The sequence below is a fragment of the Streptomyces sp. NPDC054796 genome, from assembly GCF_053611545.1.
Window position 1 is genome coordinate 89,227 of record NZ_JBSHAO010000010.1, and the last position, 26,252, is coordinate 115,478.

Below are 26,252 nucleotides of genomic sequence, written 5' to 3' on the forward strand. Positions count from 1 at the left end.
CGGCATGCCGCACCTCACCACCGACCGGATCCGCGCCGACGTCGCCGACGTGCTCGGCGAGGATCCCGAGGACATCCCCGTCGACGAGAACCTCGTCGACTACGGCCTCGACTCCATCCGCGTCATGACCCTCCTCAAGCGCTGGCGCGAGGACCACGGCACCCAGGTGACCTTCGTGGAACTCGCCGACCGGCCCGCCATCGAGCGCTGGGCCGAGCTGATGGGGGCCGACCGATGAGCGCCGCCGCCACGGCCCACGCGCGGGCGGCACACGCGGAGGCAGGACCCGCGCCGTCCGAGCCGCCCCCGTCCGGCCCGGTGGACCACCCGGCCCCCGGCGCGCCCCGTGCCGGACTGCCGCTCACCGCCGCGCAGTCGGGCATGTGGTACGCGCAGGCCCTCGATCCCGCCAGCCCGGCGCAGAACACCGCCGAGTACCTGGAGATACGCGGCACCCTCGACCCCGTCCTCTTCGCGGAGGCACTGCACCGCACCACGGGCGAGGCCGACGCGCTGCGCGTCCGCTTCACCACCGACGCGGACGGTGTGCCACGGCAACTGCCCCTGGAGATCGAACCCCCGGGCCACGGCTTCCCGCTGTACGCCACCGACCTGCGCGAGCACACCGACCCCGACGCCGTCGCACACACCTGGATGCGCGACGACCTCACCGAGCCCTTCGACCTGGAGACGGGCCCGCTCTTCAAGCACGCGCTCTTCCAGGTCGGCGACGCACGCTGGCTGTGGTACCAGCGGGTGCACCACGTGGTCATGGACGGCTTCGGCTACTCGTTGCTCGTCCAGCGCGTCGCCGACCTCTACACCGCGCTCGCCGACGGCAGGACCCCGGGGGCAAGCCCCTTCGGCCGCCTCGCCGACCTCGTCGCCGAGGACGCCGCCTACCACTCCTCCGCCGCGCTCACCGTCGACCGCGCCCACTGGAGCGGCCAGTTCGCCGACAGGCCCGAGGTGCCCACCCTCGCCGGGAGCGGCGCCCTCGCGGGCCGCACCTTCCACCGCCGCACGGGACACCTCGGCCCCGAGGCCACCGAGCGTCTGCGCGCGCTGGCCACCTCGGTCCGTGCCACCTGGCCCGACGTGCTGCTCGCCGCGCAGGCGCTGTACGTGTCACGGGCCACGGGCAGCGAGGACGTGGTGCTCGGCCTGCCGATGATGGGGCGCATGGGCTCGGTGGCGCTGCGCGTGCCCGGCATGGTCATGAACGTGCTGCCGCTGCGGCTCACCGTCACACCCGGTGCCACCTTCGCCGAGCTGACCCGCGCCGCCGTGCTCGCCGTCCGCGCGGCACGCAGACACCAGCGCTACCGGTACGAGGACATCCGGCGCGACCTCGGCCTCCTCGGCGAGGGCCGCGCCCTCACCGGGCCGCTGGTCAACGTCATGCCCTTCGACTACGGCGTCACCTTCGCGGGCGCGGAGTGCACCGCGCACAACCTCTCAGCGGGGCCCGTGGACGACCTCACCGTCAACGTCTACGACCGCACCGACGGCACCGGACTCCGCTTCGACCACGACGGCAACCCCGGCCTGTACGGCGAGGACGACCTCGCCCGCCACCAGGAACGCTATCTGCGGCTGCTGGAGCGGCTGGCCGAGGCCGACCCGCACGCGCCGCTCGCCACCCACGGCATCTGCACCCCCGACGAACGCGCCCGCGTGGTCGGCACGTTCAACGACACCGCACGGGAACTGCCCGTCACCACCCTCGTCGGGCCCATCGAGGACCAGGCCGCGCGCACACCGCACGCCACCGCGCTCGTCAGCGGCGGCCAGGCGCTCAGCTACGAGCAACTCGACGCACGCGCCAACCAGCTCGCCCACCGGCTGACCGCGCTCGGCGTGGGCCCCGGCGGCCGGGTCGGCGTCGCACTGCCCCGCTCGCCCGAGCTGGTCGTCGCGCTGCTCGCCGTCCTCAAGGCGGGCGCCGCTTATCTTCCGCTCGACCCGGACTACCCGGCGGCACGGCTCGCGTACATGCTCGACGACGCGGCCCCCGCCTGCGTCCTCACCGACGCGGCCACGGCCCCCACCTTCCCCGCCGAAGGCCCGATGCGGCTCGTCCTCGACGACCCGCACACCGTCGCGCAACTGGCCGACGAACCGCGTACCCGCCCCGGGACAGGGCCCGAGCCGCGCGATCCCGCGTACGTCATCTACACCTCGGGCTCGACGGGCCGCCCCAAGGGCGTCGTCGTCCCGCACTCGGCCATCGACAACCGGCTGCGCTGGATGCAGGGCGAGTACGGGCTGCGCCCCGACGACCGCGTCCTCCAGAAGACGCCGTCGGGCTTCGATGTGTCGGTGTGGGAGTTCTTCTGGCCGCTGCGCGAGGGCGCCACGCTCGTCGTCGCCTCGCCGGGCGAGCACAAGGACCCGGCGGCGCTGGCCCGCACCATCCGCGAGTGCGGCGTCACCACCCTCCACTTCGTGCCGTCCATGCTGAGCGTCTTCCTCGCCGAGCCGGACGCCGTGCGCTGCGGCGCGGTGCTGCGACGTGTCTTCTGTAGCGGCGAGGCACTGCCCCGCGAGACGGTCGAGGAAGCGGTACGGGTGCTGCCGGGGGTGCCGCTGCACAACCTGTACGGGCCGACCGAGGCAGCCGTGGACGTCACGTACCACGAGTGCGGGCCAGGGAGCACGGGCCCCGTGCCCATCGGCAGGCCCGTGTGGAACACCCGCACCTATGTGCTCGACGCGGCACTCCAGCCGTGCCCGCCCGGCGTGCCCGGCGAGCTGTATCTCGCCGGGGCCCAGCTCGCCGACGGCTACCTCGGACGCGCCGCGCTCACCGCCTCCCGCTTCACCGCCGACCCCTACGCGCCGAAGGGCCCCGACGGGTCCGCGGCGCCCGGACGCATGTACCGGACGGGGGACCTGGCGCGCTGGAGCGAGCGGGGCGAGATCGAGTACCTGGGACGCACCGACCACCAGGTCAAATTGCGCGGACAGCGCCTGGAGCCCGGCGAGGTCGAGGCCGCGCTGACCGCCGACGAGGGGGTGCGCGCCGCCGCCGTCCTCGTCCGCGAGGACCGGCCTGGCGACCAGCGGCTGGTCGGCTACATCACGCCGGCGGAGAGCGGGGAGGAAGGCGTCTGCGACACCGAGGCACTGCGGGCGCGGCTCGCCGCGCAGTTGCCCGACTACATGGTGCCCGGCGCGCTGGTCGTGCTGGACGCGCTGCCGCTGAGCCCCAACGGCAAGCTGGACCGCTCGGCACTGCCCGCGCCCGAACTGCCCGCGACCGAGGGCTCCCGGCCGCCGCGCAGCCACCGGGAGGAGACCTTCACCCGGCTGTTCGCGCAGGTGCTGGACGTGGAACGGGTCGGCGTCGACGACGGGTTCTTCGACCTGGGCGGCAACTCGCTGCTCGCGGCCCGCCTCGCGGCGCGCATCCGCGAGACCCTCGGCGACGAGTCCGCAGAGCGCGTCACCATCGGCACCCTCTTCCAGGCCCCCACCCCGGCCGCGCTCGCACGGCGCCTCCGGCGAGGGGACGACGCGGAGGGCGGCGCGGAGGACGCCCCGGACGACGACGCGCTGGGGGTGCTGCTGCCGCTGCGCGCGGGAGGCGGGCGTCGGCCCCTGTTCGTCTTCCACCCCGCAGGCGGCATCAGTTGGTGCTACTCGGGCCTCCTGGCCCCGCTGGGGCCCGGCCTCCCCGTACACGGCCTCCAGGCACGCGGCCTGCACGGGCACACGGGCCAGGAGGACACGCAACTGCCCGGCTCCATGGAGGAGATGGCCGCCGACTACGTCGAGGAACTGCGCCGGGTGCAGCCGCACGGCCCGTACCGGCTGCTGGGCTGGTCCGTCGGCGGCGTCGTCGCGCACACCGTCGCGGTGCTGCTCCAGGAGGCGGGCGAACGGGTCGAACTGCTGGCCCTGATGGACGCCTACCCCTCCGACCAGTGGCGGCAGCTCAAGGCCCCCACCGAGGCCGACGCGCTGCGCGCGCTGCTGCGCATGGCCGGGTTCGACACCGAAGCGGCCACCGAGGACGGCGCCCTGCTCTCCCGCGACGACGTCCTCGCCGTGCTGCGCCGTGAGGGCAGCGCGCTGGCCGCGCTGCCGGAGCGGACCCTCACCGCGGTGGTCGGCATCGTCACGAACAACGCCCGCCTGATGCGCCGTCACCAACACCGGCGCTACGAGGGCGACCTGCTCTTCTTCACGGCCGCCGCGCCGCGCGAGGAGGACTGGCTGACGAGGGAGGCGTGGCGCCCGTACGTCAGCGGCGAGGTCACCAACCACGACCTCGACTGCCTGCACCCGCAACTCACCCTGCCCCGGCACCTTTCGCACATCGGCTCGGTTCTCGCCACGCGCCTGGCCGAGCTGGACGGGGTGCCCGTACCGCGCGCGAGCGCGGCCCGAGAAGAGAAGGAGCCCGTGAAGTGACCGCCTGCACCGCGTTCGCCGCGTCCTCGGCGCCCGCGCCGTTCGAGGCGCCCGAGGGCGACCCGGACAGGGATCCTTCGGACCAGAGCCACCTCGTCCTGCGCGCGCCTCGTGGCGAGCGCGCGCTGTGGCCCGTCTTCGCGCCCGTACCGGGCGGCTGGGAGACGGAGTTCGGCCCGGCCGCGCACGCCGCCTGCGTGACGCACATCGAGACGTCCGGCTGACAGGCGCCCTTCCGCCCTCCGCACGCGTCCGTACGTCTCAGGCGCGATCCCTACGGCCTACGGCCTACGGCCCATGGCGTCACGCGCCGTCCAGCAGTTCCACCAGGCCCGCCGCCATCTCGTCCCGCCAGCACAGGTAGTCGTGCCCGCCGTTGAACTCGTGGTACGTCGCGTGCCAGCCCTTCTCGGCCAGCGTGTCCCGCAGCCGCCGGTTGGCGGGCAGCAGCACCCACTCCTGCTCGCCCGCCGACAGCCGCAGCCGCACGGGCGGAACGGGAGACGGCGCCTCGGCCACCATCCGCGTCACCCGCTCTGTTTCCTCGGCGTCCGCGCCGTTCGGCCACCAGAAGGAACCCGACTGCGCCAGCGCGGCGCCGAAGCGGTGCGGGGCACGCAGCACCCCGTAGACGGACATCAGCCCGCCCAGGCTCTGGCCCGCCAGCACGGTACGCGCCGGATCCGCGGTGACGGGCCAGCGGCCGGCGGCCCAGGGCAGCAGTTCCCCTTCGAGGAACTCCAGGAAGGTGTCGTTGCCCGCCAGTTCGTCGGCGCGCTGGTCCTGGCCGAGCGCGTGCGGGAGCAGCGCGAGGACGGGCGGGATGCGGCCCTCGGCGATGAGGTTGTCGAGCAGCGCGGAGAAGTCCAGGCGGGGTTCCCACATCTCGCCGTCGAAGAGCACGACGACGGGCAGCTCGCGGGGTGCGCCCTCCGGCTCGCCCTGATCGCCGCCCTGCGTGGGGCCCTCCGGCGGCTCGTACACCCACACCTCGCGCTCGTTGCCGAGGGCGCCGCTGCGCACCCGGTGCACACCTACGTGCCCGCGCGCCACATCGGCCCTCCGCTCCCACGCGCGGGGCGAGGGCGCGTGCGGCAGGCGTACGACCGACAGCGGTTCGCCGCCCCAGCGCCGGGGGAAGGCGGCCGGGTTGTGGGCGTCGCGGCGCGGGACACCGTCGACACGTATCTCGTAGGTGGCACGCCAGTCGCGACGCATCCGTACGCTCCAGTGCCACACATCGGTGCCGGGCACCCGGCGCATGGTGTTGCGCTCCATGGCCGCCGGATCGGCGACCTTGTTCGGCAGGACGGTCACCTCGCCGGTCTCCTCGTCGCCGCGCCAGAGGAAAGTGACGGCAGCGTGGTCCGGGTTGCCGGCGGGGTCGGCCTCGATCAGCGGGGTGCCCTCGCGTGCGACGTCCCGCCACAGCCGCGCCACGGCCTCCTCAGCCCGGACTCCCTCCGCCAGCTCGGCCTCCAGGGCGCGGACGCGCGGACTGCCGGTCAGCTCGACGGGCGCGGGGCGGGCCAGCCGTGGCGGGCGCGCCGTGTTGGCCCTGGCCGTGGTCGCGGTGGTCGTGGTGGGGCCGGGCTGCGGCGGGGACTGCTGCGCCATGGGCGTGGCCTCCAGGGGCGTGCTGGCGTACGCGCGGACGTGACGTACGAGATGGTCGGCGGGCACGACGGAGAGCGGTGGCGCTCCCGAAGTAAGGCTTACCTTACCCATGGCCGCGCCGCCGCTCGTCCGCCGCCCGCTGACGTACCGCGTCAGGGCAGCAGCCGTGGCGCGCGCCTGGCCGCCACGTCCTCGACCCATCCGACGAGGAGGACCGCCACGGCGATCAGCACCCAGGCCACCCCGAACAGGAACCACTGGCTGTCCAGCGGCAGATACCGCTCGAAGGCGGGCACGTCCCACAGCGGGTCGATCAGCACGACGCCCGCCATGAGCGCGATCTCGTGCCACAGATAGACCGTCACGGCGCGGGCGTTGAGCACCCTGACCAGCCGGTCCACCGGCTTCCAGCGGCCCGTCCCGGAGAGCCGTGGCCGCCGGCGCATCAGCAGCAGGACGAAGCCCGCCGACCACAGGGTCTGCGCGAGGGGGATGTCGTCGAGGTCGTAGCCGCCGTCCACCGGGTGCCGGAGCGCCCACCACGGTGAGTGCGGAATGCGGAGTTCTCTGAAAACGGCCGCCGGAACCGTGGGGGCCCTCGTGCTGGTGTGCCTGGGCTGCGCCGCGTGCTCGACGGGCACCCCCGCGGCCGGAGGGGGCGGGAGCACCGCCGCACGGTCCGCGCCCTCCGCCACGAGCGGTGCCGGGGACACCGGCTACGCCCGGCCTGGAAGACCCTCGCCGTGACCGCGATGGCGGGCGTCAACGACGTCGAGGGCGAGACGTTCACCCTCGCGGACGCGGCCGAGCTGCGGACGTTCGCCGAGGAGCGGGGCCTTGGCTGGCTGTCCCTGTGGGCGTCCTTCCGCGATCAGGAGTGCGAGGGCGACGCCACCCCGGCGAAGGCGCAGGACACGTGCAGCGGTGTCGAGCAGCGGTCCGGCGCCTTCGCCGCCGCGCTGTCGGGCTGTCGGGCTGTCGGGCTGACCAGCCTGTCGGGCCGGCCCGGCTTACGCGGACGAGGTGGGTGGCGGAGTGGGCGGGGTGGCGGGACGGACGGGGAGCGTCAGGAGGAGGACGAGGGGCTGCCGGTGGGCTGGGGGCCGCCCGCGTCCGAGCCGTCGTGGGTCGCGTCGGGGTCGACGGCGACGGTGAGCGAGGCGGCCACCCCGTCGGTGATGCGGCCCCGCTTGTAGCGCAGCTTCAGCAGACCGCCCTGCGCGCCACCGCCCGGGTAGATGAAGTCCTCGTCGAGGGTGGTCCTGGTGGTGTTGGTGCGGTACGGATCGGCCTCGGCCGAGGCCAGCACGGCCTTCTCCTCGAAGTAGAGCTGCCCCGTGTGGCACTGGTGGCCGCCCTCGTACCCGTCCTCCGTCAGCTTTCCGTCCACGTGCACCTTGGTGTGGATGTGCACGGCGCGCCCCTGGTACCAGCCGGGGAAGACCGTTCCGAACTCGACGACGCCGTGCCGGTCCGTCATCTGCGAGCCGCGCAGGAAGGTCGTGCCGTCGGTCGGCTCCTGGTGTCCGCCGCCGCCGCCGCCGGGTCCGCCCGTCGGTGTTCCGGTGGGTGTTCCCGTCGGTGCGCCGGAGGGCGGGGGCTCCGAGCCGCCGCCACCGCCACCGCCCGAGCCCATGCCGGTGTAGCCGGAGTAGACGCCGACGGCATCGCAGTGCCAGATGTCGACGGCCGCGTTCCTGAGCGGCTTGCAACTGGTCCCGTCGATCACCTTCAGCCGCAGTGTCATGGGGATGCCGGGACGGTCCTCGGCGATGTCCCGGCGGAAGAGGTCGTAGTCGAGGTAGTACGGGCCCTCGATGGACTCGGCCGTCAGGCGGTAGCACTCCTCGGCCGTGCCGTCGGCGCCGCCCGCCGCCGCCGTCGCGGTGGCGGTGGCGGTGGCGGTGGCGTCACCCGCGAGGGCGTTGGCGGCGCCCAGTGCGCCGATGCCCACGGCCACGGCACCCGCGCCGCCGAGGGTGAGGGCACGGCGCCGGGACAGGTCGCGGTCGCCGCGCCGGGTAGGGTCCCGGTCGCTCTGCTGGGAGATGGCTTCATCGCTCATGCGCCGAGATGCTAGGGATGCGGTGGCGGAAGGTCGCTGTGAAGGAGCTGTGGGTTCCTGTGAATCACGGGCACCTGCCGGGGGCGGGCGTCGGCCACCGAGCCGTTCCGACGGTTTTCGGGTTGAATGAACCGGTATGAGCGAACGTCGCGCAGGGGGACACGGCAAGGGAGCGGCGCCGGGGCCCGTACGGCGGCTCCCACCTTGTTCACGGCCGGTTCACAGTGCGTTCTCAGAGGAACCGCACAGCCTGTTCTCATGAGCGAGACATCAGCACACCCGCCTTGCGGCGCGGACGCTTCCCCCGCACCGGAGCGCGAGGACGGGAGTTGGCGCGGGGGCGGGCGCTGCGTGCGGTGTGGGGGGCTTCGCATGCGACGGAGCTGGCGGTGCTGGTGGCGGCGAATCTGGCGGCGACGGTGCTGCGGTTCGTCCTCTTCCGTGCCTGGGTCTTCTCCGCCAAGCACGAGCAGGGACAGGGCATGGACGGTGACCGTACCGGCGCCACCGCCTACCAGCGGACCACCGACGAGCCGACCATGACGCTGCGCCCCGTCGCCGGTGCCGAACCGGTGGCGCCCGAGGCCAGGACCCACACAGGGCGCGTCCGATGACGACCACTCACCACACGGGCCATGTGGAGCACACGGACGGCACGAGCCGCCACGGCGCGGCGACCGGCACCGTCACGAGCGCGGGTACGGGTGCCCGCACAGACACGGGTGGCGGTGCCCCTGGCGGCGCGCCGGGCGGCGGCAAGGGCAACCCCGGCGGCCCCGGCGGTCAGGGCCAGCCCCCGCAGCGGGGCGGCACGTCGCAGGGCACACCCGGCAAGAGCGCCAGCTCCGGGAAGTCCGGCAACGGCGTGCCCGGCAAGAGAGGTAAGGGAGGCAAGGGCGGCGGGGCCGGTGGCGGTGTCGGCGCGATGCTCAACGGCACAACAGTCACCGCCAAGGCGAAGGCCAAGCTCAGCGCCGACGCCGACGACCGGTTCCTCCAGCGCGGCCAGCTACCAACCGGCCACCGGCTCACCGGTGATGGCCGTCGGTGGCTTCAACGGCAGCGACCCGAGCCCCACCCTCGCCCAGTTCAAGAAGTACGTGGCGGACGGGAAGATCCACTACTACATCGGCACGTCCAGCGGTTCAGGAGGCTCAAGCCGCAGCTCGGGGACGGCGTCCTCGGTCGAGTCCTGGGTCGCGGACCACTTCACCAAGGTCACGGTCGGAAGCAGCACGTTCTACGACCTGACCCGGCCGACGTCCACGGACTGACCCCGTCGGCCCGCACGGCGGACGGGCGGAGCAATCTCAACGAGCCGCCCAGACGATACAGTTGGGCGCGGACGCAGCTCGCATAAGCCCAGTTCGGAGGAAGGGAATTCTGTGAGTAGTCTCAACAAGGGGCTCAGGAAAGTCGAAGTGACACTCAAGTGGGATCCCAGCCCCTCTGGTGCGCCGGTCAACGATCTCGACATCGTCGCCGCGACGTATACCGCTGACGATCCGCACGGAAAGCCCGCCTATCTCGTCCATTTCGACAGCCGTTCACCCGACGGCACCATCACCCTCAACCGGGACAGCAGGACGGGCCAGGGATTCGGCGCGGACGAGGCCATGACCCTCGAACTCGACCGGCTGGCTTCCTCGTATGTGCGGGTTGTCGTGGGTGTGGCCATACAGCAGGGCGGCGGGCGCAAGACGTTCGCCGAAGTGCCGAACAGCAGCGCGAAGATCTGTGAGGGCGTCAACGAGCTGGTCCAGGAGGACTTCTCGCGCGTCGGTCAATCCACGGCGGCCACCATCGCCGAGTTCGTCCGGGGCGAGTCGGGCGAGTGGGAAATCCGCCCGGTGCTCCGCGGTTTCGACACGGACCCCGCCGCCTTCGCCGACATCATGGGACGCGAATACTCCTGAACGGCGTTCCTTTTCCGGGCCGGTGACCGTTCCGGCCCGGTGACCGTTCCGGGCCGGGGAAATCCCCGGCGAATTCACCTCGTACGGACACGACGTACCCCCGGCAGCCCCTTCTGGCTGCCGGGGGAGTCATGACGGCGGCGCTCGGCACCGCCCGGCAGCGCATAAGCGGAGAGGGGCCAGGCGACGGTGCAGGCGTCAGAGGTCCGGCGTGCGGTGGCCGCGGCCACGGCGATCGCCTCGTCGTGCGGCCTCGCGGCCGACGACGCGAGCGTTCTCCACGATTCGAACAAGCTCACCCTGCGGCTGCTGCCCTGTGACGTCCTGGCCCGGGTGGCACCCGTGGCGCACCAGGTCGCACAGTTCGAGATCGACCTCGCTCAGCGGCTCGCCGCGTCCGGGTGCCCCGTCGCCGTCCTTGAGCCCCGGGTGGAGCCACGCGTCTACGAGCGTGACGGCTTCGCGGTCACGCTGTGGACCTACTACGAACCCGTCGCACCTCAAGAGGCCGCACCAGCCGCACCAGCCGCAGCAGCCGTACCAGAGGTCCCGTCAGCCGACTACGCCCATGCGCTCGCGCAACTGCACCTCGGCATGCGCGGGCTCGACGTCCTCGACGTCCCGACGCCGCACTTCACGGAGCGGGTCGAGCAGGCCCAGCGACTCGTGGCGGACCGCGACCGCACCCCGGCGCTCCCCGACGCGGACCGGGAACTGCTCGCCGACACGCTGCGGAGCCTGAGCCGATCGATCGGCGAGCGCGGCGGCGGCCCGGAGCAGCTTCTGCACGGCGAGCCGCACCCGGGCAACCTGCTCGCCACGAAGAACGGGCCGCTGTTCATCGACCTTGAGACGTGCTGCCGCGGCCCCGTCGAATTCGACCTCGCCCATGCGCCCGAAGACGTCAGCGTGCACTATCCGGGTGTCGATCAGGACGTGCTGCGCGACTGCCGGATCCTCGTGCTGGCGATGATCACCACCTGGCGCTGGGACCGGGACGACCAACTCCCCGACGGGCGTCGGCTGGGCACGGAATGGCTCGCCCAGATCCGCGCCGCGCGCGAGGGCAGCGGCCCCCGAAGCGCCTGAAGCCCGCCCCGTAACCGCTGGTCACTGGGGGACAGCGGGATAGTCCCCGGGTGCCGACGCACAGGTTCCGGATGTACGGAGCGACGATCCCGTCGGACAGCCTCACTTCATGAGTCCGGCGATTCCCGAGGCCGGAATCCTCCGCGCACGGCACAGCCACAAACCTGGCCTCACACACCCTCCGGTGCCACCGGCCGGCGGAGCTGGATCAGATCCCAGCGGTTCCCGTACAGGTCCCGGAAGACGGCGACCGTGCCATAGGGCTCCTGCCGGGGCGCTTCCTCGAACACGACCCCGGCCGCCCTCATCCGCTGGTAATCGCGATCGAACGCGTCGGTGTTCAGGAACCAGCCGACCCGGCCGCCGGTCTGGTCCCCGATACGAGCCTCCTGCTCGCCGGTCACGGCCCTGGCCAGGAGCACAGCCGTCTCCCGCGCTCCGGGCGGAGCGATCACCACCCACCGCTTGTCCTCGTCGATCCGTGTGTCCTCCACGAGCTCGAACCCGACGGCGTTCCGAAAGAAGGCGATGGCCTCGTCGTAGTCACGCACGACAACAGTCACCAGTCCGAGATGCGTCATCACGCGATCGTGCGCGCAAGGCGTACAGACGTGCCATCCCGATCCGGCAGACCTTCCCGGACAGCACGCCCTATCGGCGTGCGCTCTCACCTCCGCGGAGCCGTACGGGAGCGGGCTGGACGGCGTTCTGCTGGTGGCCGAGCGCCGAGTACGGGCGGTGCCTCGGGGAGGCGTTGGCCTGGTCGAGGGCCGAGGCGGTCGTCGCTGCCGGGCCCAGCACGACCGCGACCGTCACACAGGCCGCCGTCCACGGGGTGCGCACCAGCCGAAGCCAGCGCGAGGATGTCTGTCCGTCCCTCATGCCGCGTCTCCTGTCCGTGTCTGTGTCCGTGTCTGTTTCTGGGCGGTCCCGCCCACGTCCGCTGACACGCAGTGTGCGGCGCCCCGTTGTGCCCCGGCCCGGTGGACGCTGTGCGTCCGCTGTGACGTAGGGGTGTGGCGGACAGGTGTGGCGGACGGGTGTGGCGTGGTGCGGGACTCTTGCCTCCGTCGCCGTCAGCGCCGACTCTTGTCGTGGCACCCGGCCCGCGACATGTGCCGCCCGTGACACGTGGCGTACCACGGCGGGACCGTACGGGGCGGGGTATGGCGCGGACCTGTCGGAGCAGCCGGAAGAGGGCGCATGAAACCTCCCGCGTTCGAGTACGTGGAGCCGCGCACCGTCGAGGAGACGGTGGAGACTCTGGCCGAAGCAGGGGAGGGGGCGTCGCTGCTGGCCGGAGGTCAGAGCCTGCTGCCGCTGCTCAACCGGCGCCGGGTGCGCCCGGCCGTCGTCGTGGACATCAACCGGGTGCGGGACATGAGCGCGGTGGAGATCCGCGCGGACCGCGTGCGGATCGGCGCGATGGCCCGGCTGCGCGAGCTGGAGCGCCACGAAGCGCTGCGCGGCGCGCTGCCCGTACTGCCCGCGACGGTGCGCCTCGTCGCGCACCCGCAGATCCGCAGCCGCAGCACGGTCGGCGGCTCGCTCAGCCACGCCGACCCGGCGGCCGAGCTGCCCGCGCTGGCCGTGGCGCTCGGGGCGCGGATGTTCCTGCGGTCGGCCGAGGGCGAGCGCACGGTGTCCGCCGACGACTTCTTCCGTTCCGAGGCCACCGAGGCCACCGACGCGACCGACGTGGCCGACGTGGCCGGTGCGACGAACACACCCGGCGCGCCCGCTCCCCGTACAGCCCGGCGCCCGGGCGAGGTGCTCACCGCGGTCGAGTTCCCACGGCGCGACGGTTTCCGGTTCTGCTTCGTGGAGATCCCCCGGCACGGCCAGGGCGGGTTCCCGCTGGTCGGGGTCTGCCTCGGCCTCGACCTCGCCCGTACGAACGGCACCCGCGCGACGACGGTGACCGCCGCACGCCTGGCGGGCGCCGGGGTGGCGGACCGGCCCGTGCGGCTGGCCCGCGCCGAGGAGGCGCTGCGGGGCCGGTCCCTGGACGCGCTCGTCGCCGGACTCACCGGCGGGGAGACCGGCGACGTGCTCGACGGCGTGCTCGACGCGGCGGAGGCCGAGGCCGCACCGCCCAGCGACCTGCACGGCAGCGCCGCGTTCCGTACCGCGCTGCTGCGCACAGCGGTGCGGCGCGCCCTCGGCCGCCTGGCGGCCGAAGCACGCACAAAACCGGAGACGGCGGAAGCGGCTCGCGCTGACGCCGCGGCCGAGGGAGCCGAGGGAAGGGACACCGACGCCGAGGGAAGGGGCAGGGCATGAGCGGGACCACGACACGCGAGGTGACCGTGACCGTGAACGGCGCGGTGCGCTCGGGCCGTACGGAGGCGCGGACCCTGCTGAGCGACTTCCTGCGTCACGGCCTGGGGCTCACGGGCACACACGTCGGCTGCGAGGAGGGCGTGTGCGGAGCCTGCACGGTCCTGCTCGACGGGACGCCCGTGCGGTCCTGTCTGATGTTGGCGGTCCAGGCGGACGGGCACCGCCTGGAGACGGTCGAGGGGCTGGCGCGGAACGGTGAACTCTCGCCGCTGCAAGAGGCGTTGATGGTGGAGCACGGACTCCAGTGCGGCTTCTGCACCCCGGGCATCCTGATGAGCCTCACCGCCGCCGAACGGGAGGGACTGGGCACGGAGGCGACCGTCGACGAGGTGCTGGCGGGACATCGCTGCCGCTGCACCGGCTACGCGGGCATCCGCGCCGCGATCGAGCGCCGAGGGCGGGAGACGAACCCCGCCCGACACTTCCCGGACACCCCGGGCGAGCCCCTACACGCCCCACACCTCGCGGACACCCCGGGCCACCCCTCGTATCCCGCGGACACACCCCGCGAGGCCACGCACCCCGAGGTCACACTCCCCTCCGACATGGCGTTCCCCTCGGGCCCCTCGGACAAGGGCGGGGAGGCCACCCGATGACCGGCGACGGCACGGCACCCGCCCCCGGCGAACCCACGTCACCCGCCCTCGGCGAGGGCCTGATCGGGCGCCCGCTGCCCCGCGTCCACGACCCGCGCATGCTGCGCGGCCAGGGGCGCTACGTCGACGACATCGACGACGCCTCGGCCCTGCACGCGGCCCTCGTCCGCAGCACCGTCGCACACGGCCGCGTCACCCGCTTCGACGCCTCGGCCGCACTCCGCGACACCGGAGCCCACCTGGCGCTCGGGCCCGAGGAGATCGCGCGGCACACCGAACCCCTGCCCACCGTCTGGAACATCCCCGGCCAGCGCCTCAAGCACATCGAGCTGGCGGCGCCCACGGTCCGCTACGTCGGCCAGCCCATCGGCATCGTCGTGGCCGACAGCAGGGCGGCGGCCGAGGACGCGGCCGAACGTGTCGAGGTCACCGTCGAGCCGCTGCCCGCCGTGGTGGGCGTGGACGCCGCGCTCGCCGACGGCGCGCCGCTGCTCTACCCGGAGGACGGCAGCAACATCGCGGGCGAGGTGCGCTTCGGCGACCCGGCCTCCGACGTCGAGGAGATCATGGCGGGCGCCCCGTACGTCGTCGAGCGCGAACTCGGCGTCCAGCGGGTCAGCTTCTGCTCCATGGAGCCGCGCGGCATCCTCGCCGAATGGCTCGACGCCACCGAGCAGTTGACGGTGTGGAGCAGCACCCAGGTGCCGCACGCCGTCCGCTACGGGCTGGCCACCGCGCTGCGGCTGCGCGTCGACCAGATCCGCGCGCTCGTGCCCGACGTGGGCGGCGCGTTCGGCGGCAAGGCCGCGGTGTACGTGGACGAGGTGCTGGTGTGCCTGGCCGCCAGACTCCTCGGCCGCCGCGTCAAGTGGACCGAGGACCGAGCCGAGGCGCTCACCGCCAGCTACCAGGGCCGTGGCCAGCGCGCCCACGCCCGGCTCGCGCTCGACGCCGACGGCCGCTTCCTCGCCGTGGAGGCCCACATCAAGGGCGATCTCGGCGCCTTCCCGACGCAGGGCGGCTCGGGCCCGTTCCAGGTCGCGGGACAGTCGATCGAGGGGCCCTACCGCTTCGACCGCGCGGGGGCGACCGTCACCGCGGTCCACACCAACGCGGTGCCCACCGGGGCCTACCGCGGCTACGGCATGCAGGAGGCGGCCTGGATCAGGGAACGTCTCATCGAGGAGGCGGCGCGCGAACTCGGCGTGGAGGCAGGCCACTTGAGGCGGCTCAATCTCGTGCGCGCCGACGAGATGCCGTACACCACCCGCACGCTGATGACCTACGACAACGGCGACTACCCGGCAGCCCTGCGCCGCGCCGCCGAACTGGCCGAGGGGTTCAGGCGCGAGCGCACGGGGCGGGTGCGGCGGGGTGCGGCCGTCACACCGTGTGTGGAGATCACCGGCTTCGCGCCGACCGCGCTGCTGGAGCTGGCGGGCGCGGAGATGAGCGGCTGGGAGGGCGGCCGGATCCGTGTCAACGAGGACGGCACCGTCACCGTGTTCGCCGGGGCGATCTCGATGGGGCAGGGCATCGAGACGGCGCTGGCGCAGATCGTCGCGGAGCAACTGGGACTGCCGCTCCAGCAGATCGCGGTGCGTCTCGGCGACACCGACACCACCCCGCACTCCGAACTGTCCTCGCAGGCCAGCCGCTCCGTCGCGCTTTCCGGCGGGGCGCTGATGCTGGCCGGTGCGCGGATGCGGGAGCGGATGCAGGGGCTGGCGGCCCGGTATCTGGGCACCGCGACCGAGGACGTCAGGCTCGAAGGGCAGGTCTTCCGCGCCGGGAAGACGGGGGAGACGGCGACGTGGCGCGAGGTCGCCCACCGCGGCTGGCTCGGCTGGGGCCGCGCGGAACACGACCGCATCCAGTTGGAGGAGACCGTCGACTTCGACCCGCCCGCGATCACCTTCGCCTACTCGGCGCACGCGGCCGAGGTCGCCGTCGACCTGGACACCGGCACGGTGACGGTCGAGAAGTACCACACCGTCAACGACAGCGGCGTCCTGGTCAACCCGCTCATCGCCAAGGGCCAGATCGTCGGGGCCGTCGCGCAGGGGCTGGGGCTCGCGCTGATGGAGGAGTCGGCGTACGACCCGGTGACCGCGCAGCCGCTCACCACCTCGCTGTGGGACTACGAGCTGCCGGGGCCTGGCGACGTGCCCGACGTGGGCGTCGAGCACACCGTCACACCCAGCACCCTCATCCCCGGCGGCTTCAAGGGGCTGGGGGAGGGCGGCACGCTGCCGCCGCCCGTCACGGTGGCCAACGCCGTGGCGGACGCGGTGCCCGAGATCGCCCACGCCCTCACCGAGACCCCGCTGACCCCCGCACGGGTCTGGGAGCTCCTCGCCGCCGAGGGCCTGGACCGCGCACGGGGGTGAACCACGGGGCGCCGCCGGGCGCGGCACGCGCGTACGCCCGTTGCCGCTACCCGCGCGCCAGACCGGCCACGTGCGCCGCCGCGTGCTCGGCGAAGGAACGCGGGGGCCTGCCGGTGACGCGCTCCACCGTGGGGCTGACCCGGTCCTCGGAGCCTCCGGCGATCGACCGGTCCATCCCCGCGAGGAGCGCCGCGAAGGCGGGCGGCATCCCGGTCGCCGCCAGCCTGTCGCGCATGGCCTCGTACGGGACGGGACGGTGCGCGATCCGCCTGCCGGTGACGCGTGAGACGACGGCGGCGACGTCCGCGTAACTCAGCGCCTCGGGCCCCGTGATGAGGTGCGCGGTGTTGTGCGCCCGCGCGTCGCTCAGCGCCCGTACGCCGACCTCCGCGATGTCCCGCACGTCGACGAACCCGACCCGCCCCTCACCCGTCGCGGTCACGATCTCGTCCGCCGCGCGGATGCTGTGGGCGTGCGGGTGGTCGCCGGTGAAGTTGTCCATGAACCACGAGGGGCGGAGCACGGCCCACTCGGGGAACGTGTCGCGGACGGCGCGGTGCACGACGCTCAGCCCGTCGCCGGTCTCCGTGATGGCGGAGGAACTGAGCAGCACGGCCCGGCGCACGCCGCTCTCCCGCGCCCGCCGCAGGAACGGCAGCATCACGGCCGCCGGGTCCGGGTCCGCGAGGGGTGCGACGAGATAGAGCAGGCGTGCCCCGTCGAGCGCGGGGCCGTGCGTCGCGGGGTCGGCCCAGTCGAAGCGCACGGGCCGTACGGGATGGTTCGTCGAGCGGTCCACGGGCGCGTCCACGGGTGCTTCTACGGGGTGGCCCGGCGCGGGCCATCTGCTGCCCGCGCGCACGGGGTGCCCCAGTCCGGCGAGCCCGGCGGCGACGCGGCTGCCGGTCTTGCCGGTGCCCCCGGTCACGAGAACGGGTTCAGGTCCGGTCATCGGGCACCGCCTCCGAAGGGCGCGTTGCCGCCGTCCGTGACCTCCTGGACGACGAGCGGGTTCCAGTAGTCGCGGTAGTGGGTGAACAGGCCGTCCTTGACGGTGAGGACGACGATGTACGTCATGTCGTACGGCTCACCCGTCGCGACCACACGCCCCACCCCGCGCCACTCGGCCACGGCCACCTCGGGGTCCCCGGTCGTGTGGACCTCGGCCCAGGGGATGTCCGCGAGGTCGATGTGGTCCGGGTAGTCGGCCATATAGGCGCGGACGGCCTCCTTGCCGTCCAGCCGCCGGGGCGCGCCGGGCGGCGCGAAGGGAAACTCGACGACACCGTCCTCGGCCCAGAGTCCGAGCCAGCCGGAGATGTCCTTGGCGAGCAGCAGCTCCAGGCTTCGCCGGAAGACCTGCTCGGGGGTGGTGGGGGCAGTGGTGGACGCGGGCATGGCTGTGCCTTTCGGGGGAGGGGCGGGAGCATGAATGCGGACCGGCGGTCCGCTTCACCGAATATACGGACTGCCGGTCCGTTTTGCCAACCTGCCCCTGCGCTGGACCTGAGCCCCGCCTAGAGTGCGGACCAGTAGTCCGTTTCCGCGCCCCAGGAGGAACCCTTGCCCGCTGTACCCCCCGAGCCCCCCGTACCCCCCGTACGCAAAGAGCGCGCCGACGCCGTGCGGAACCGTGAGGCGGTGCTCGCGGCGGCGGCGCGGCTGTTCGAGGAGCGGGGCGATCCCGGCCGGGTCTCCATGGATGACATCGCCGCCGAGGCGGGCGTCGGCAAGGGCACGCTCTTCCGCCGGTTCGGGGACCGCGTCGGACTGGTCAAGGCGCTCGTCGAGCAGCGTACGGAGACGCTCAGGCGCGACGTAGCGGAAGGCCCGCCCCCGCTCGGGCCCGGCGCCCCGGCCGAGGAGCGGGTGCTCGCGCTGCTCGACGCGCTGCTGCGGCTCAAGCTGGAGAGCCGCCCGCTGATGCTGGCCCTGGAGAACGCGGGCAGCGGCAGCCCGTACCGGAACGAGGGCTACGCGCTGTGGCACGGGCAGCTCGCCGCGCTGCTGGCCGAGGTGCGCGGCGAACGTGACGCCGGCTTCCTGGCCCACGCCCTCCTGGCCGCCGTGCGGAGCGACCTCATCGAGCACGTCAGCGCGGGCGGCACCGCGCCGGAGCGGATGCGCGACGGGGTCGCGGCGCTCGCCCGCGCCGTGCTGGCGTCGGGGGAGGCGCCGTGACCCCGTCGGGGCACTCCGCCGGGGCACCCTGACGGGGTGCCTTGATGGGGGTGCGTGGCCCCGGTCAGCCGTCCTGCGCGGGCAGCGGCTCGCCCGTCTCCAGCAGCGTCTTGAGGCTGGACAGGATCTCCGGCCACCCCTCGCTCACGCCCTCCAGCATCTCGCTGCCGGGCTCGAAGTCGTCGTGGATCACGGTGAGCCGGACCGACTCGCCCAGCGGCTCGATCTCGAAGGAGACCTTCGAGATCTGCTCCTTGCGCAGCTCGGCCAGCTTCTCCTCGCTCCAGCCGAACATCTCGGCCATCTCGGGCTGGTAGTTGTGCCAGGTGTACGCCAGCTTCCGGTACGGCTCGGACTCCAGGACCACCTGGCCCCAGTCGTGGGACTCGCCGTCGGGGCTCATCTTCCACTTCACGGGTGAGCCGACCTTCCAGTCCGACTCGGGGCCCGTCCCCTCGTAGTACTGACGGATGAACGCCGGGTCGGTGAGCGCCTGCCAGAGCCGCTCGGGGGTGGTTCTGATGACGGTCACGTAGACGAACTCGGGCTTGCTCATGGGTTCCTTCTCCAGCACGTGCTTGAGGTCGGCGAGGGTGCGCAGCCGTTCGCGGCTGTACCGGCCGATCCAGCGGTCGGCGATGTCGTTGATGGGTACCGGGTTGAGGTAGTGCAGCTTCTCCCGGCCGTGGCGTACGACGGTGACCAGACACGCCGTCTCCAGCACGGCGAGGTGCTTGCTCACTGCCTGCCGGGTCATCTCCAGGCCCTCGCCCAGCTCGCGCAGGCTCTGCCCGTCACGCTCATGGAGCCTGTCGAGGAGCTGCCTGCGGTGCGCGTCGGCGAGCGCCTTGAATACCTCGTCCATGGTGCCTCCCCGCTCCACGATAGGCAACCTTTTGGTTGCGCGTCCAGTGGGAGGCGCCTCCCTGACGGCTCCACGGCTCCATGGCCCGCCCCGGCTCAGGCTTCGCCCGTCACCTCCACCGCCGTGCGCAGCCGCACGTCCTCGACGCTGTGCGCCGCCTCCGCCCTGTACGGGCCGGGCACCAGCCGCCAGTCACCCGCCGCCTCGTCCCAGACCTCGGCGGCGCGGCGGGGGAGCGGCACCACGGCCTCGGCGCTCTCGCCCGGCGCGGCCTCCACGGAGGCGAAGCCCGCGAGCCAGCGCGCGGGCCGGTCCGCGCCGCCGTCCTGCCGCTCCGGTGCCAGATAGAGCTGGACGACCTCGCGGCCGTGGCGGTCCCCGGTGTTGCGCAGCCGCACCGTGAGGGTGCCGAGGCGGCCGGCGGCGTCCGGGTCCTGGGCGTCGGCGTCGGCGTCTGGGTCGGCAGGGGTGAAGCGGGCGCTCTCGTACGTCCACTTCGTGTAGCCCTCGCCGTGCCCGAAGGGGTAGGCGGGTGCGCGGCCGTCGCGCTGCCAGGCGCGGTAGCCGATGAAGACGCCCTCGTTGTAAGGGAGTTCGCCGTCCTCCGGAACGGTCCCCTTGACGGGCGTGTCGTCGAGCACCGCGGGCCAGGTGGTGGGGAGGCGCCCGCCGGGCTCGTGGGCGCCCAGCAGCACGTCGGCGAGCGCGGCGCCCGCCTGCTGCCCCGGGAACCAGGTGAGCAGCAGCGCCGCCGTCTCGTCGCGCCAGGGAAGCTGTACGGGCGAGCCGGAGTTGACCAGCACCACCGTGCGGGGGTTGGCGGCGGCGACGGCGCGGACGAGGTCGTCCTGACGGCCGGGCAGGGCGAGGGTGGTGCGGTCGAAGCCCTCGGACTCGACGCGCTCGGTGGTGCCGACCACCACGAGCGCGGTGTCGGCCTCGCGGGCCGCGGCCACGGCCTCCGCGATCAGCTCGTCCGGATCGCGCCGCGGTCCCAGGTGGGCGAGCGCGAACACGATGGCGCGCAGCGGGCCCGTGGCCCCCTTGTCGACGGTGTGGCGCAGGGTGATCTCCACGGACCGTCCCTCCGTCAGCGCGACGCGGCCGTGCTCGACGGGCGCGTCGAAGATCGCGCCGAACGGGTCGTCCGAGGAGCGCTCCCCGTCGAAGAGCACCGTGCCGTCGACGGTCAGCGTGAAGCCGCCCGTGCCCCGGGTGCCGAAGGAGTGCTCGCCGCTCTCGCGCGGGGTGAGGGTGCCGGTGATCTCGACGGAGTGCAGCGCCTCGTACGTCACGCCAGGAGGCAGGTCGTTCCCGAGCCACTGGACCATGCCGTTCGGCACGGACGCGCTGCCCAGGACCTCCCCCGCCTCGTCGCGGCAGACGGCGCGCAGCGTGAAACCGGCGTCGGCGACGGCCAGTTCGTCGCTCGGGTCGGCGCCGACGGCGTAGGTCAGCGCGCCCTCGGGCAGCGCCTCGCGCAGGCCCTCCAGCGGGGAGACGACGTGCTCGGGGAAGACCGTGGCCGAGCCCCCGCCCAGCACGCGCGGCTCGCGGGCCAGGGCGCCGATGAGGGCGATACGGGGTGTGCGCGCGGGGTCCAGCGGGAGCGTGGGGCGGCCGTCGCGCTCCTCGTTGCGCACCAGGACGAAGGAGCGGCGGGCGATCTCGCGGGCCAGCGCGGGCCCGTCGATCCCGGCGGGCGGCGCGGTGACCACGGGCGGGGCGCCGTCGAGGAGGCCGACGCGCGCCGCGAGCCGCAGCACATTGCGCACGGCCGTGTCCACGTGTGCCACCTCGACCTCGCCCGCGCGGACGGCGGCGGCCAGCGCCTCCCCGTACACCGTGCGTGGGCCGGGCATGGCCACGTCCAGGCCGCCCTCGATCGCGCCCTTGGTCGAGCGCGCCGCCATCCAGTCCGAGACGTTGTACCCGTCGAAGTCCCACTCCCCGCGCAGCACCCCGTTCACCAGGGGACCGTGCTCGGTCATGGTGGTGCCGTTGACCGAGTTGTAGGCCGTCATGATCCCCCAGGGCCGCGCCCCCTTGACGATCATCTCGAAGGGCCTCAGATACAGCTCGCGCAGCGCGCGGGCGCCGACCACGTTGTCGACGGTGAAGCGGTCGGTCTCCGCGTCGTTGGCGACGAAGTGCTTGACCGTCGTCCCCACGCCGCCTTCCTGCACGCCCCGCACGTAGCCGGTGCCGATCGCGCCGGTGAGGTACGGGTCCTCGCTGTACGCCTCGAAGTGCCGTCCGCCCAGCGGGGAGCGGTGCAGGTTGACCGTCGGGGCCAGCAGTACGTGCACACCCTTGCGGCGGGCCTCCTGCGCGAGCAGCCGCCCTGCGCGCCGCGCGAGGCCCGGATCCCAGGCCGCCGCGAGCGCCGTCGGCGAGGGCAGCGCCACGGACGGGTCGTCCGCCGTCCAGCGCACACCCCGCACCCCGATGGGGCCGTCCGACATCACCAGCGACGGCAGCCCGATCCCGGGCACGGCGGGCAGCGACCACATGTCCTGGCCTGCGAGCAGCCGCGCCTTCGTGTCCAGGTCGAGCTTGTCCAGCGCGGCCTCGACGACGGCCTCGCGCGCCCACTCGCCCTCGGCCGGAGAACCGCCCTCCGGCGCCGGGCCGCCCTCCGGCGACCGTCCGCTTCCGCTGCTCCGGGGAACCCCGTCACCCATGTCCGTACCTCCTCGTCGACTGTCCGCTGCCGCTCCCATGGTGGACCCTGTGCCTGTAGAGCAGTAGGTTTTGTTATGTTTTCGTGATGTCGCGGCGTGGCGTACGGTCCTGCCGACGGGGAACCGAGCGGGCCGGGCGGCCACGGAAGGAGCGGGCGGGCAGATGACCAGGGCGAGGAGCCAGGAGCGCAGGGCGGAGATCGTCGGTGCGGCTCTGGAGGTGATCGCCGAGCGGGGCTACCGGGGCGCGTCGCTGGGGGCCGTCGCCGAGCGGGTGGGCCTCACCCAGCAGGGGCTGCTGCACTACTTCCCCACCAAGGAGGAGCTTCTCGTGGCCGTGCTGGAAGAGCGCGACCGCTGGGACACAGGTGGCAGCCGCACCGCCGGGGCGCGGCGGCTCGATCTCCTCGGCTCGCTGGTGGAGTACAACGCGATGCGCCCCGCCATCGTGCGGACCTTCTCGGCGCTGCTCGGCGAGAGCGTCACCGAGGACCACCCCGCGCGCGACTTCTTCACCCGCCGCTACACCCAGGTGCGCGGCGACATGGCGGCGCTGCTGCGCGCCGAACTCGGCGGGACGCTGCCCGGCGGACTCACCCCGGCCCAGGCCGCACCCCTGCTCGTGGCCGTCATGGACGGGTTGCAGTACCAGTGGCTGCTGGACCCGGAGGCCGTGGACATGCCCGCCGTCTTCCGCGCCTTCCTCGCGCTGCTGGGGTACGGCGCCCCGTTGGACGACGGGGACGACGCGAAGCGCTCTTCCTGCTGACGGGTCGCCAGGCGCCCGGCGCGGGCGCCTGACCTGACGTCAACTACCGCTGTCCTGCTCGCCGGACGGCGCGGCGGTGGCGTCCGCCGTCGGCGGCCAGACGGGGCGCGAGGACTCGGGGACGGTCTCCAGTGCGTGACGCACCGTCAAGAAGGAGGGGAAGAGATCGGTGCTGCCGGTCTGCGCCAGCAGCGCGGTCAGCCGCCTCCCCACGTGGACGAGGAGCAGCGCACCGGGCCGGCGGTGCAGCAACCACCGCAGCGCGAGCAGGCAGTTGAGCCCGCGCGAGTCGCAGAAGACCAGTGCCGTCACATCCAGGACGAGATAGCGGTAGCCCGCGTCCACGGCATCACCGAGAGCGGCCATGAACGACAGCTCCGAGGCGTAGTCGAGATCCCCGCTGACCCGCAGGACAGCACAACTGTCACTGTGCGCGAGGGTGGTGATGACCAAGTGGCCCGTGCCCGGGGGCATGACATCTCCGTCCGGCCCGAACGTGGATTCCGTCCTGTCCCCGGCGACGGCACATGTCGCAGGCGGGAACAGATAACCGCGTTCCCCTTTCCTGCGCGGGTGAATCCACCGTGCGACAAGGAGGGACGTGCGGATACGGAAGTGTGTGATGAGCCGGGACGGAGGATGTCCGAGGTCCGTACCTTGCGGGTGCTCAAGGGTGTTCAGCGCTGCTTACGGGGGTCCATGGGCGCACCTCACGGGACGCCGGTGCGGGTTCAGAGTGCCACCGGCTGCGACGCGCGGGACATTTCGCGGCGCATACGGGCGAAGGGGCGTGGGCGGTTGAAGGCGAGGACGGCGGTGGTACGGCCCTCGTTCTCGTAGACGGCGAGGAAGCTGCGGTCGTCGGACGAGCCCTCCGCGACCCTGACCGTGTCCCCCTCCCCCCGGCGCCCCGCGAACTGGACGCGCACGCCGTACTGGTCGGACCAGAAGTACGGCAGCGCGCGGTGCTCCTCCACGGTTGCCCCGGCGAGGAGGTTGCGGACGGCGGTCGCGGGCTGCTGGGTGGCGCTCGTCCAGTGCTCGGAGCGGTGGTCGCCGCAGCGGGCCACGTCCCCGACGGCCACGACCCCCGGCATCCCGGTGGCACCGCCCGCGTCGCACACCACACCGTCCCGCAGTGCGAGCCCCGATCCCTCCAGCCAGCCGGTGTTCGGCCTGGCGCCGATGCCCGCGACGACCACATCGGCGGGGCGCACGCGGCCGTCCTGGAGTTCCACGCCGCCCACGCGCCCGTCGGCGCCCCCGCGCAGCGCGGCGACGCCCGTGCCGCACAGCAGGGTGACGCCGTGGTCCTTGTGCAGCGTCGCGCAGGCACGGGCCATCTCCTCGCCGAGCTGCGGCACGAGGGGGAGCGGGGCCGCCTCGATGACGGTGACCTCGTGGCCCATCGTGGCGCAGGACGAGGCGACTTCGGCGCCGATGAAGCCGCCGCCGATCACCACCACACGGGCCCGGCCCCGGCGAAGGTCCGCGCGCAGCGCCTGCGCGTCGTCGACGGTGCGCAGGGTGTGCACGCCCGGCATGTCGCCGCCCGGCATCCGGCGCGCCGCGGCGCCCGTCGCGATCACCAGGCCCTCCGTCGACAGGCTGCGGCCGTCCTCGAGGCGGACGGCCCGCTCCCACGGATCGAGCCCCGAGGCGCGCGCCCCGAGCATCCACTCGGCCGCCAGATCCGTCTCGTCGTCGTCATCGGTCAGCGTCAACTGCTCCCGGGTGACGGCCCCGGTGAGGAACTGCTTGGAGAGGGGTGGTCGGTCGTAGGGCCTGTGGCGTTCCTCGCCGACGATCACCAGCCTTCCGTCGAAGCCCTGGGCGCGCAGCTCCCGCGCGGCGTAGAGGCCGGCGAGCGACGCTCCGACAATCGTGATGGTCTTCAAGCTGCGCTTCCTTCCTGAGGGCTGATCTCCTCAGCCGCTTCGTGGACGTAGACCGTGCCGTTCTCGACGGTCACGGGGTGCGTGCGGACGGCCTTGCGGGCCGGGAGACAGGTCGGGGTGCCCGTACGGAGGTCGAATGAAGCCTCATGGAGCGGGCATTCGATCAGACAGCCCTCCAGCCAGCCCTCGGAGAGGGAGGCGTCCTGGTGGGTGCAGGTGTCATCGATGGCGTACAGCCGCCCCTCGGAATGGAAGACGGCTATCGGCGGCTGGGTGGCGACACGGATGGACTCGCCCTCGGGCAGGTCTTCGAGGCGACAGACGGGAATCACTGGGTCCCCCTCGTACTCTTCGGTATCATCGCGTTTCGTATCGTGCACTGCGAAGCGCGATGCGCAACAGAATCCAAGCCGTGGGCGCACACGTCAAGGGATTCCTGGCAAAGTGCGTGCCAACCGGCGCGACAGGCGGTGGAGTTGAGCAGATGACGGACAAGTCGGAGGACCGGAACGAGGAGAAGTCGACGAAGGGATCCACCGGAGGAGTGCAGTCCGTTGACCGGGCGGTGAGCGTGCTGGAGATCCTCGCGCAGCACGGCGAGGCCGGGGTCACGGAGATTGCCGAAGAGCTGAACGTCCACAAGTCGACCGCCTTCCGGCTTCTCGGAGTGCTGGAGAACCGGGGGCTGGTCGCCCAGGAGCAGGAGCGCGGAAAGTACTACCTCGGTGCGGGGGTGCTGCGCCTGGCGGGCGCCGCCGCCGCACGTCTCGACATCTCCCAGGAGGGCGCCCCGGTCTGCCGGGATCTCGCGGGCGAGGTGGGCGAGACGGCGAACATCGCGGTGCTCGACGACGACGCCGCGGTCAACATCATGCAGGCGCGCGGCTCCTCGTCGGTCACCGCGCAGAACTGGCTCGGGCGGCGCACCCCGCTGCACGCCACCTCCAGCGGCAAGACCCTGCTGGCGCACCAGCCCAAGTCGGTGCGGGAGAGCGTGCTGTCGCGGAAGCTGCCCCGCATCACCGAGCGCACGGTGACCGTCGCGGGCGAACTGCGGTCGCAGCTCGAAGCGGTGAAGGAGAACGGGTTCGCCGTCGCCATCGACGAGCTGGAGATCGGGCTGCACGCTGTCGCGGCGCCGGTGCGCGCGCACGACGGGGACGTGATCGGCGCGATCAGCGTCTCAGGGCCCTCGTACAGACTGGCCGACGAGAATCTCCAGGAGGTGGTCAAGTGCACCATGGCTGCCGCCCAGGAGCTCTCGCGCCGCATGGGTTACCGGTACTGACAAGCGCTGACGAAGCGTCACCAACGGATGAACGGGGCCGGGTCACCGGCCCCGTTCCGCTGTGTGCAGGCCATTTACTGACGCTTAACACCGGGGGGTTGACGCTGCCCTCCCGCCGTTCCCAAGATGTCG

At 73.0% G+C, this 26,252-nt stretch carries 23 protein-coding genes and 2 pseudogenes; 13 read left to right on the top strand and 12 right to left on the bottom strand.

The features are described 5' to 3' along the window. Window positions 1–4: 4 nt before the first annotated feature. The 3 genes from ACWGJ2_RS11205 to ACWGJ2_RS11215 are packed head-to-tail and all read left to right on the top strand — an operon-like array spanning window position 5 to window position 4,643. Window positions 5–238, top strand: coding sequence for a phosphopantetheine-binding protein (locus ACWGJ2_RS11205; protein ID WP_453345762.1), 234 nt, complete (start codon window positions 5–7; stop codon window positions 236–238). Next, window positions 235–4,419 carry an amino acid adenylation domain-containing protein gene (locus ACWGJ2_RS11210; protein WP_453345763.1) on the top strand — a complete coding sequence of 1,395 codons (4,185 nt, stop codon included), beginning with the start codon at window positions 235–237 and terminating at the stop codon, window positions 4,417–4,419. Before ACWGJ2_RS11205 ends, ACWGJ2_RS11210 begins: the two co-directional genes overlap by 4 nt. Next, complete coding sequence (locus tag ACWGJ2_RS11215) at window positions 4,416–4,643, top strand: MbtH family NRPS accessory protein (RefSeq protein ID WP_453345764.1); 228 nt, start codon at window positions 4,416–4,418, stop codon at window positions 4,641–4,643. Before ACWGJ2_RS11210 ends, ACWGJ2_RS11215 begins: the two co-directional genes overlap by 4 nt. Window positions 4,644–4,722: 79 nt before the next feature. Here the strand turns inward: ACWGJ2_RS11215 and ACWGJ2_RS11220 are convergent, their stop codons facing one another. The 3 genes and pseudogenes from ACWGJ2_RS11220 to ACWGJ2_RS11230 all read right to left on the bottom strand — a co-directional run bounded on the left by ACWGJ2_RS11220 (window position 4,723) and on the right by ACWGJ2_RS11230 (window position 8,101). After that, on the bottom strand, window positions 4,723–6,102 hold the full coding sequence (locus ACWGJ2_RS11220; protein ID WP_453345765.1) for an alpha/beta hydrolase-fold protein: 1,380 nt from the start codon (window positions 6,100–6,102) through the stop codon (window positions 4,723–4,725). Between the two features lie 86 nt (window positions 6,103–6,188). Beyond that, window positions 6,189–6,578: pseudogene (locus ACWGJ2_RS11225) on the bottom strand (acyltransferase family protein); the annotation flags it as partial. Window positions 6,579–7,102: 524 nt separating this feature from the next. After that, the gene (locus ACWGJ2_RS11230) at window positions 7,103–8,101 is read right to left on the bottom strand and encodes an intradiol ring-cleavage dioxygenase (RefSeq protein WP_453345766.1); all 999 of its coding nucleotides are present in this window, start codon (window positions 8,099–8,101) and stop codon (window positions 7,103–7,105) included. A 368-nt stretch (window positions 8,102–8,469) separates the two neighbouring features. Here ACWGJ2_RS11230 and ACWGJ2_RS11235 point away from each other — a divergent pair. The 4 genes and pseudogenes from ACWGJ2_RS11235 to ACWGJ2_RS11250 all read left to right on the top strand — a co-directional run. Next, window positions 8,470–8,715 (top strand): annotated as a pseudogene (locus ACWGJ2_RS11235) (glycosyltransferase family 2 protein); the annotation flags it as partial. 423 nt (window positions 8,716–9,138) lie between these two features. Further along, a complete protein-coding gene (locus tag ACWGJ2_RS11240) occupies window positions 9,139–9,375 on the top strand; it encodes a hypothetical protein (protein ID WP_453345852.1) in 237 nt (78 codons plus the stop codon). Window positions 9,376–9,486: 111 nt separating this feature from the next. After that, window positions 9,487–10,017 (top strand): TerD family protein, encoded by a 531-nt coding sequence (locus ACWGJ2_RS11245; protein ID WP_453345767.1) that lies wholly within the window; start codon window positions 9,487–9,489, stop codon window positions 10,015–10,017. Window positions 10,018–10,206: 189 nt separating this feature from the next. After that, window positions 10,207–11,106 carry a phosphotransferase gene (locus tag ACWGJ2_RS11250; RefSeq protein ID WP_453345768.1) on the top strand — a complete coding sequence of 300 codons (900 nt, stop codon included), beginning with the start codon at window positions 10,207–10,209 and terminating at the stop codon, window positions 11,104–11,106. A gap of 170 nt (window positions 11,107–11,276) precedes the next feature. On the opposite strand, the gene ACWGJ2_RS11255 is transcribed toward ACWGJ2_RS11250, so the two are convergent. Both ACWGJ2_RS11255 and ACWGJ2_RS11260 read right to left on the bottom strand, forming a co-directional pair. Then, window positions 11,277–11,687: a VOC family protein gene (locus ACWGJ2_RS11255; RefSeq protein WP_453345769.1), complete on the bottom strand. Its 411-nt coding sequence runs from the start codon at window positions 11,685–11,687 to the stop codon at window positions 11,277–11,279. Window positions 11,688–11,757: 70 nt separating this feature from the next. Next, complete coding sequence (locus tag ACWGJ2_RS11260) at window positions 11,758–11,988, bottom strand: hypothetical protein (RefSeq protein ID WP_453345770.1); 231 nt, start codon at window positions 11,986–11,988, stop codon at window positions 11,758–11,760. A gap of 321 nt (window positions 11,989–12,309) precedes the next feature. Here ACWGJ2_RS11260 and ACWGJ2_RS11265 point away from each other — a divergent pair, with 321 nt between their 5' ends. From ACWGJ2_RS11265 to ACWGJ2_RS11275, 3 genes are read left to right on the top strand one after another with little or no spacing between them, the layout of a single operon-like run. Then, the gene (locus ACWGJ2_RS11265) at window positions 12,310–13,389 is read left to right on the top strand and encodes an FAD binding domain-containing protein (protein WP_453345771.1); all 1,080 of its coding nucleotides are present in this window, start codon (window positions 12,310–12,312) and stop codon (window positions 13,387–13,389) included. Beyond that, window positions 13,386–14,045, top strand: a complete 660-nt coding sequence (locus ACWGJ2_RS11270) for a (2Fe-2S)-binding protein (protein ID WP_453345772.1) — start codon at window positions 13,386–13,388, stop codon at window positions 14,043–14,045. The genes ACWGJ2_RS11265 and ACWGJ2_RS11270 overlap by 4 nt, the downstream gene beginning before the upstream one ends. Continuing rightward, the gene (locus ACWGJ2_RS11275) at window positions 14,042–16,435 is read left to right on the top strand and encodes a xanthine dehydrogenase family protein molybdopterin-binding subunit (protein ID WP_453345773.1); all 2,394 of its coding nucleotides are present in this window, start codon (window positions 14,042–14,044) and stop codon (window positions 16,433–16,435) included. Before ACWGJ2_RS11270 ends, ACWGJ2_RS11275 begins: the two co-directional genes overlap by 4 nt. 46 nt (window positions 16,436–16,481) lie before the next feature. Here ACWGJ2_RS11275 and ACWGJ2_RS11280 read toward each other — a convergent pair whose 3' ends face one another. Both ACWGJ2_RS11280 and ACWGJ2_RS11285 read right to left on the bottom strand, forming a co-directional pair. Continuing rightward, window positions 16,482–17,387 carry an NmrA family NAD(P)-binding protein gene (locus tag ACWGJ2_RS11280; protein WP_453345774.1) on the bottom strand — a complete coding sequence of 302 codons (906 nt, stop codon included), beginning with the start codon at window positions 17,385–17,387 and terminating at the stop codon, window positions 16,482–16,484. Continuing rightward, window positions 17,384–17,833, bottom strand: coding sequence for a nuclear transport factor 2 family protein (locus ACWGJ2_RS11285; protein WP_453345775.1), 450 nt, complete (start codon window positions 17,831–17,833; stop codon window positions 17,384–17,386). The genes ACWGJ2_RS11280 and ACWGJ2_RS11285 overlap by 4 nt, the downstream gene beginning before the upstream one ends. A 165-nt stretch (window positions 17,834–17,998) precedes the next feature. Between ACWGJ2_RS11285 and ACWGJ2_RS11290 the strand changes: the two genes are divergently transcribed. Beyond that, window positions 17,999–18,616 (top strand): TetR/AcrR family transcriptional regulator, encoded by a 618-nt coding sequence (locus tag ACWGJ2_RS11290; protein WP_453345776.1) that lies wholly within the window; start codon window positions 17,999–18,001, stop codon window positions 18,614–18,616. Between the two features lie 64 nt (window positions 18,617–18,680). On the opposite strand, the gene ACWGJ2_RS11295 is transcribed toward ACWGJ2_RS11290, so the two are convergent. Together ACWGJ2_RS11295 and ACWGJ2_RS11300 are read right to left on the bottom strand one after the other, a co-directional pair. Next, window positions 18,681–19,481, bottom strand: a complete 801-nt coding sequence (locus tag ACWGJ2_RS11295; protein ID WP_453345777.1) for an ArsR/SmtB family transcription factor — start codon at window positions 19,479–19,481, stop codon at window positions 18,681–18,683. 95 nt (window positions 19,482–19,576) lie between these two features. After that, window positions 19,577–22,165 (bottom strand): glycoside hydrolase family 3 protein, encoded by a 2,589-nt coding sequence (locus ACWGJ2_RS11300; protein WP_453345778.1) that lies wholly within the window; start codon window positions 22,163–22,165, stop codon window positions 19,577–19,579. Window positions 22,166–22,328: 163 nt separating this feature from the next. Here ACWGJ2_RS11300 and ACWGJ2_RS11305 point away from each other — a divergent pair, with 163 nt between their 5' ends. Continuing rightward, window positions 22,329–22,934 carry a TetR/AcrR family transcriptional regulator gene (locus tag ACWGJ2_RS11305; protein WP_453345779.1) on the top strand — a complete coding sequence of 202 codons (606 nt, stop codon included), beginning with the start codon at window positions 22,329–22,331 and terminating at the stop codon, window positions 22,932–22,934. A 39-nt stretch (window positions 22,935–22,973) separates the two neighbouring features. Here the strand turns inward: ACWGJ2_RS11305 and ACWGJ2_RS11310 are convergent, their stop codons facing one another. The 3 genes from ACWGJ2_RS11310 to ACWGJ2_RS11320 all read right to left on the bottom strand — a co-directional run bounded on the left by ACWGJ2_RS11310 (window position 22,974) and on the right by ACWGJ2_RS11320 (window position 25,164). After that, entirely contained in the window at window positions 22,974–23,408 is a 435-nt protein-coding gene (locus ACWGJ2_RS11310; protein WP_453345780.1) for an STAS domain-containing protein, read from the bottom strand. Between the two features lie 257 nt (window positions 23,409–23,665). Beyond that, window positions 23,666–24,832, bottom strand: a complete 1,167-nt coding sequence (locus tag ACWGJ2_RS11315) for an NAD(P)/FAD-dependent oxidoreductase (RefSeq protein WP_453345781.1) — start codon at window positions 24,830–24,832, stop codon at window positions 23,666–23,668. Continuing rightward, window positions 24,829–25,164 (bottom strand): bifunctional 3-phenylpropionate/cinnamic acid dioxygenase ferredoxin subunit, encoded by a 336-nt coding sequence (locus tag ACWGJ2_RS11320; protein ID WP_453345782.1) that lies wholly within the window; start codon window positions 25,162–25,164, stop codon window positions 24,829–24,831. The genes ACWGJ2_RS11315 and ACWGJ2_RS11320 overlap by 4 nt, the downstream gene beginning before the upstream one ends. Before the next feature lie 152 nt (window positions 25,165–25,316). On the opposite strand from ACWGJ2_RS11320, the gene ACWGJ2_RS11325 reads away from it, so the two are divergent. Continuing rightward, window positions 25,317–26,120 carry an IclR family transcriptional regulator gene (locus ACWGJ2_RS11325; protein WP_453345783.1) on the top strand — a complete coding sequence of 268 codons (804 nt, stop codon included), beginning with the start codon at window positions 25,317–25,319 and terminating at the stop codon, window positions 26,118–26,120. The last annotated feature ends 132 nt before the right edge of the window (window positions 26,121–26,252 follow it).

Coding starts and splice junctions, on each gene's coding strand:
- ACWGJ2_RS11205 (WP_453345762.1), top strand. CDS start 5: ATGCCGCACCTCACCACCGACCGGATCCGCGCCGACGTCGCCGACGTG.
- ACWGJ2_RS11210 (WP_453345763.1), top strand. CDS start 235: ATGAGCGCCGCCGCCACGGCCCACGCGCGGGCGGCACACGCGGAGGCA.
- ACWGJ2_RS11230 (WP_453345766.1), bottom strand. CDS start 8,101: ATGAGCGATGAAGCCATCTCCCAGCAGAGCGACCGGGACCCTACCCGG.
- ACWGJ2_RS11240 (WP_453345852.1), top strand. CDS start 9,139: ATGGCCGTCGGTGGCTTCAACGGCAGCGACCCGAGCCCCACCCTCGCC.
- ACWGJ2_RS11255 (WP_453345769.1), bottom strand. CDS start 11,687: ATGACGCATCTCGGACTGGTGACTGTTGTCGTGCGTGACTACGACGAG.
- ACWGJ2_RS11260 (WP_453345770.1), bottom strand. CDS start 11,988: ATGAGGGACGGACAGACATCCTCGCGCTGGCTTCGGCTGGTGCGCACC.
- ACWGJ2_RS11265 (WP_453345771.1), top strand. CDS start 12,310: ATGAAACCTCCCGCGTTCGAGTACGTGGAGCCGCGCACCGTCGAGGAG.
- ACWGJ2_RS11270 (WP_453345772.1), top strand. CDS start 13,386: ATGAGCGGGACCACGACACGCGAGGTGACCGTGACCGTGAACGGCGCG.
- ACWGJ2_RS11275 (WP_453345773.1), top strand. CDS start 14,042: ATGACCGGCGACGGCACGGCACCCGCCCCCGGCGAACCCACGTCACCC.
- ACWGJ2_RS11280 (WP_453345774.1), bottom strand. CDS start 17,387: ATGACCGGACCTGAACCCGTTCTCGTGACCGGGGGCACCGGCAAGACC.
- ACWGJ2_RS11285 (WP_453345775.1), bottom strand. CDS start 17,833: ATGCCCGCGTCCACCACTGCCCCCACCACCCCCGAGCAGGTCTTCCGG.
- ACWGJ2_RS11295 (WP_453345777.1), bottom strand. CDS start 19,481: ATGGACGAGGTATTCAAGGCGCTCGCCGACGCGCACCGCAGGCAGCTC.
- ACWGJ2_RS11300 (WP_453345778.1), bottom strand. CDS start 22,165: ATGGGTGACGGGGTTCCCCGGAGCAGCGGAAGCGGACGGTCGCCGGAG.
- ACWGJ2_RS11305 (WP_453345779.1), top strand. CDS start 22,329: ATGACCAGGGCGAGGAGCCAGGAGCGCAGGGCGGAGATCGTCGGTGCG.
- ACWGJ2_RS11310 (WP_453345780.1), bottom strand. CDS start 23,408: ATGCCCCCGGGCACGGGCCACTTGGTCATCACCACCCTCGCGCACAGT.
- ACWGJ2_RS11325 (WP_453345783.1), top strand. CDS start 25,317: ATGACGGACAAGTCGGAGGACCGGAACGAGGAGAAGTCGACGAAGGGA.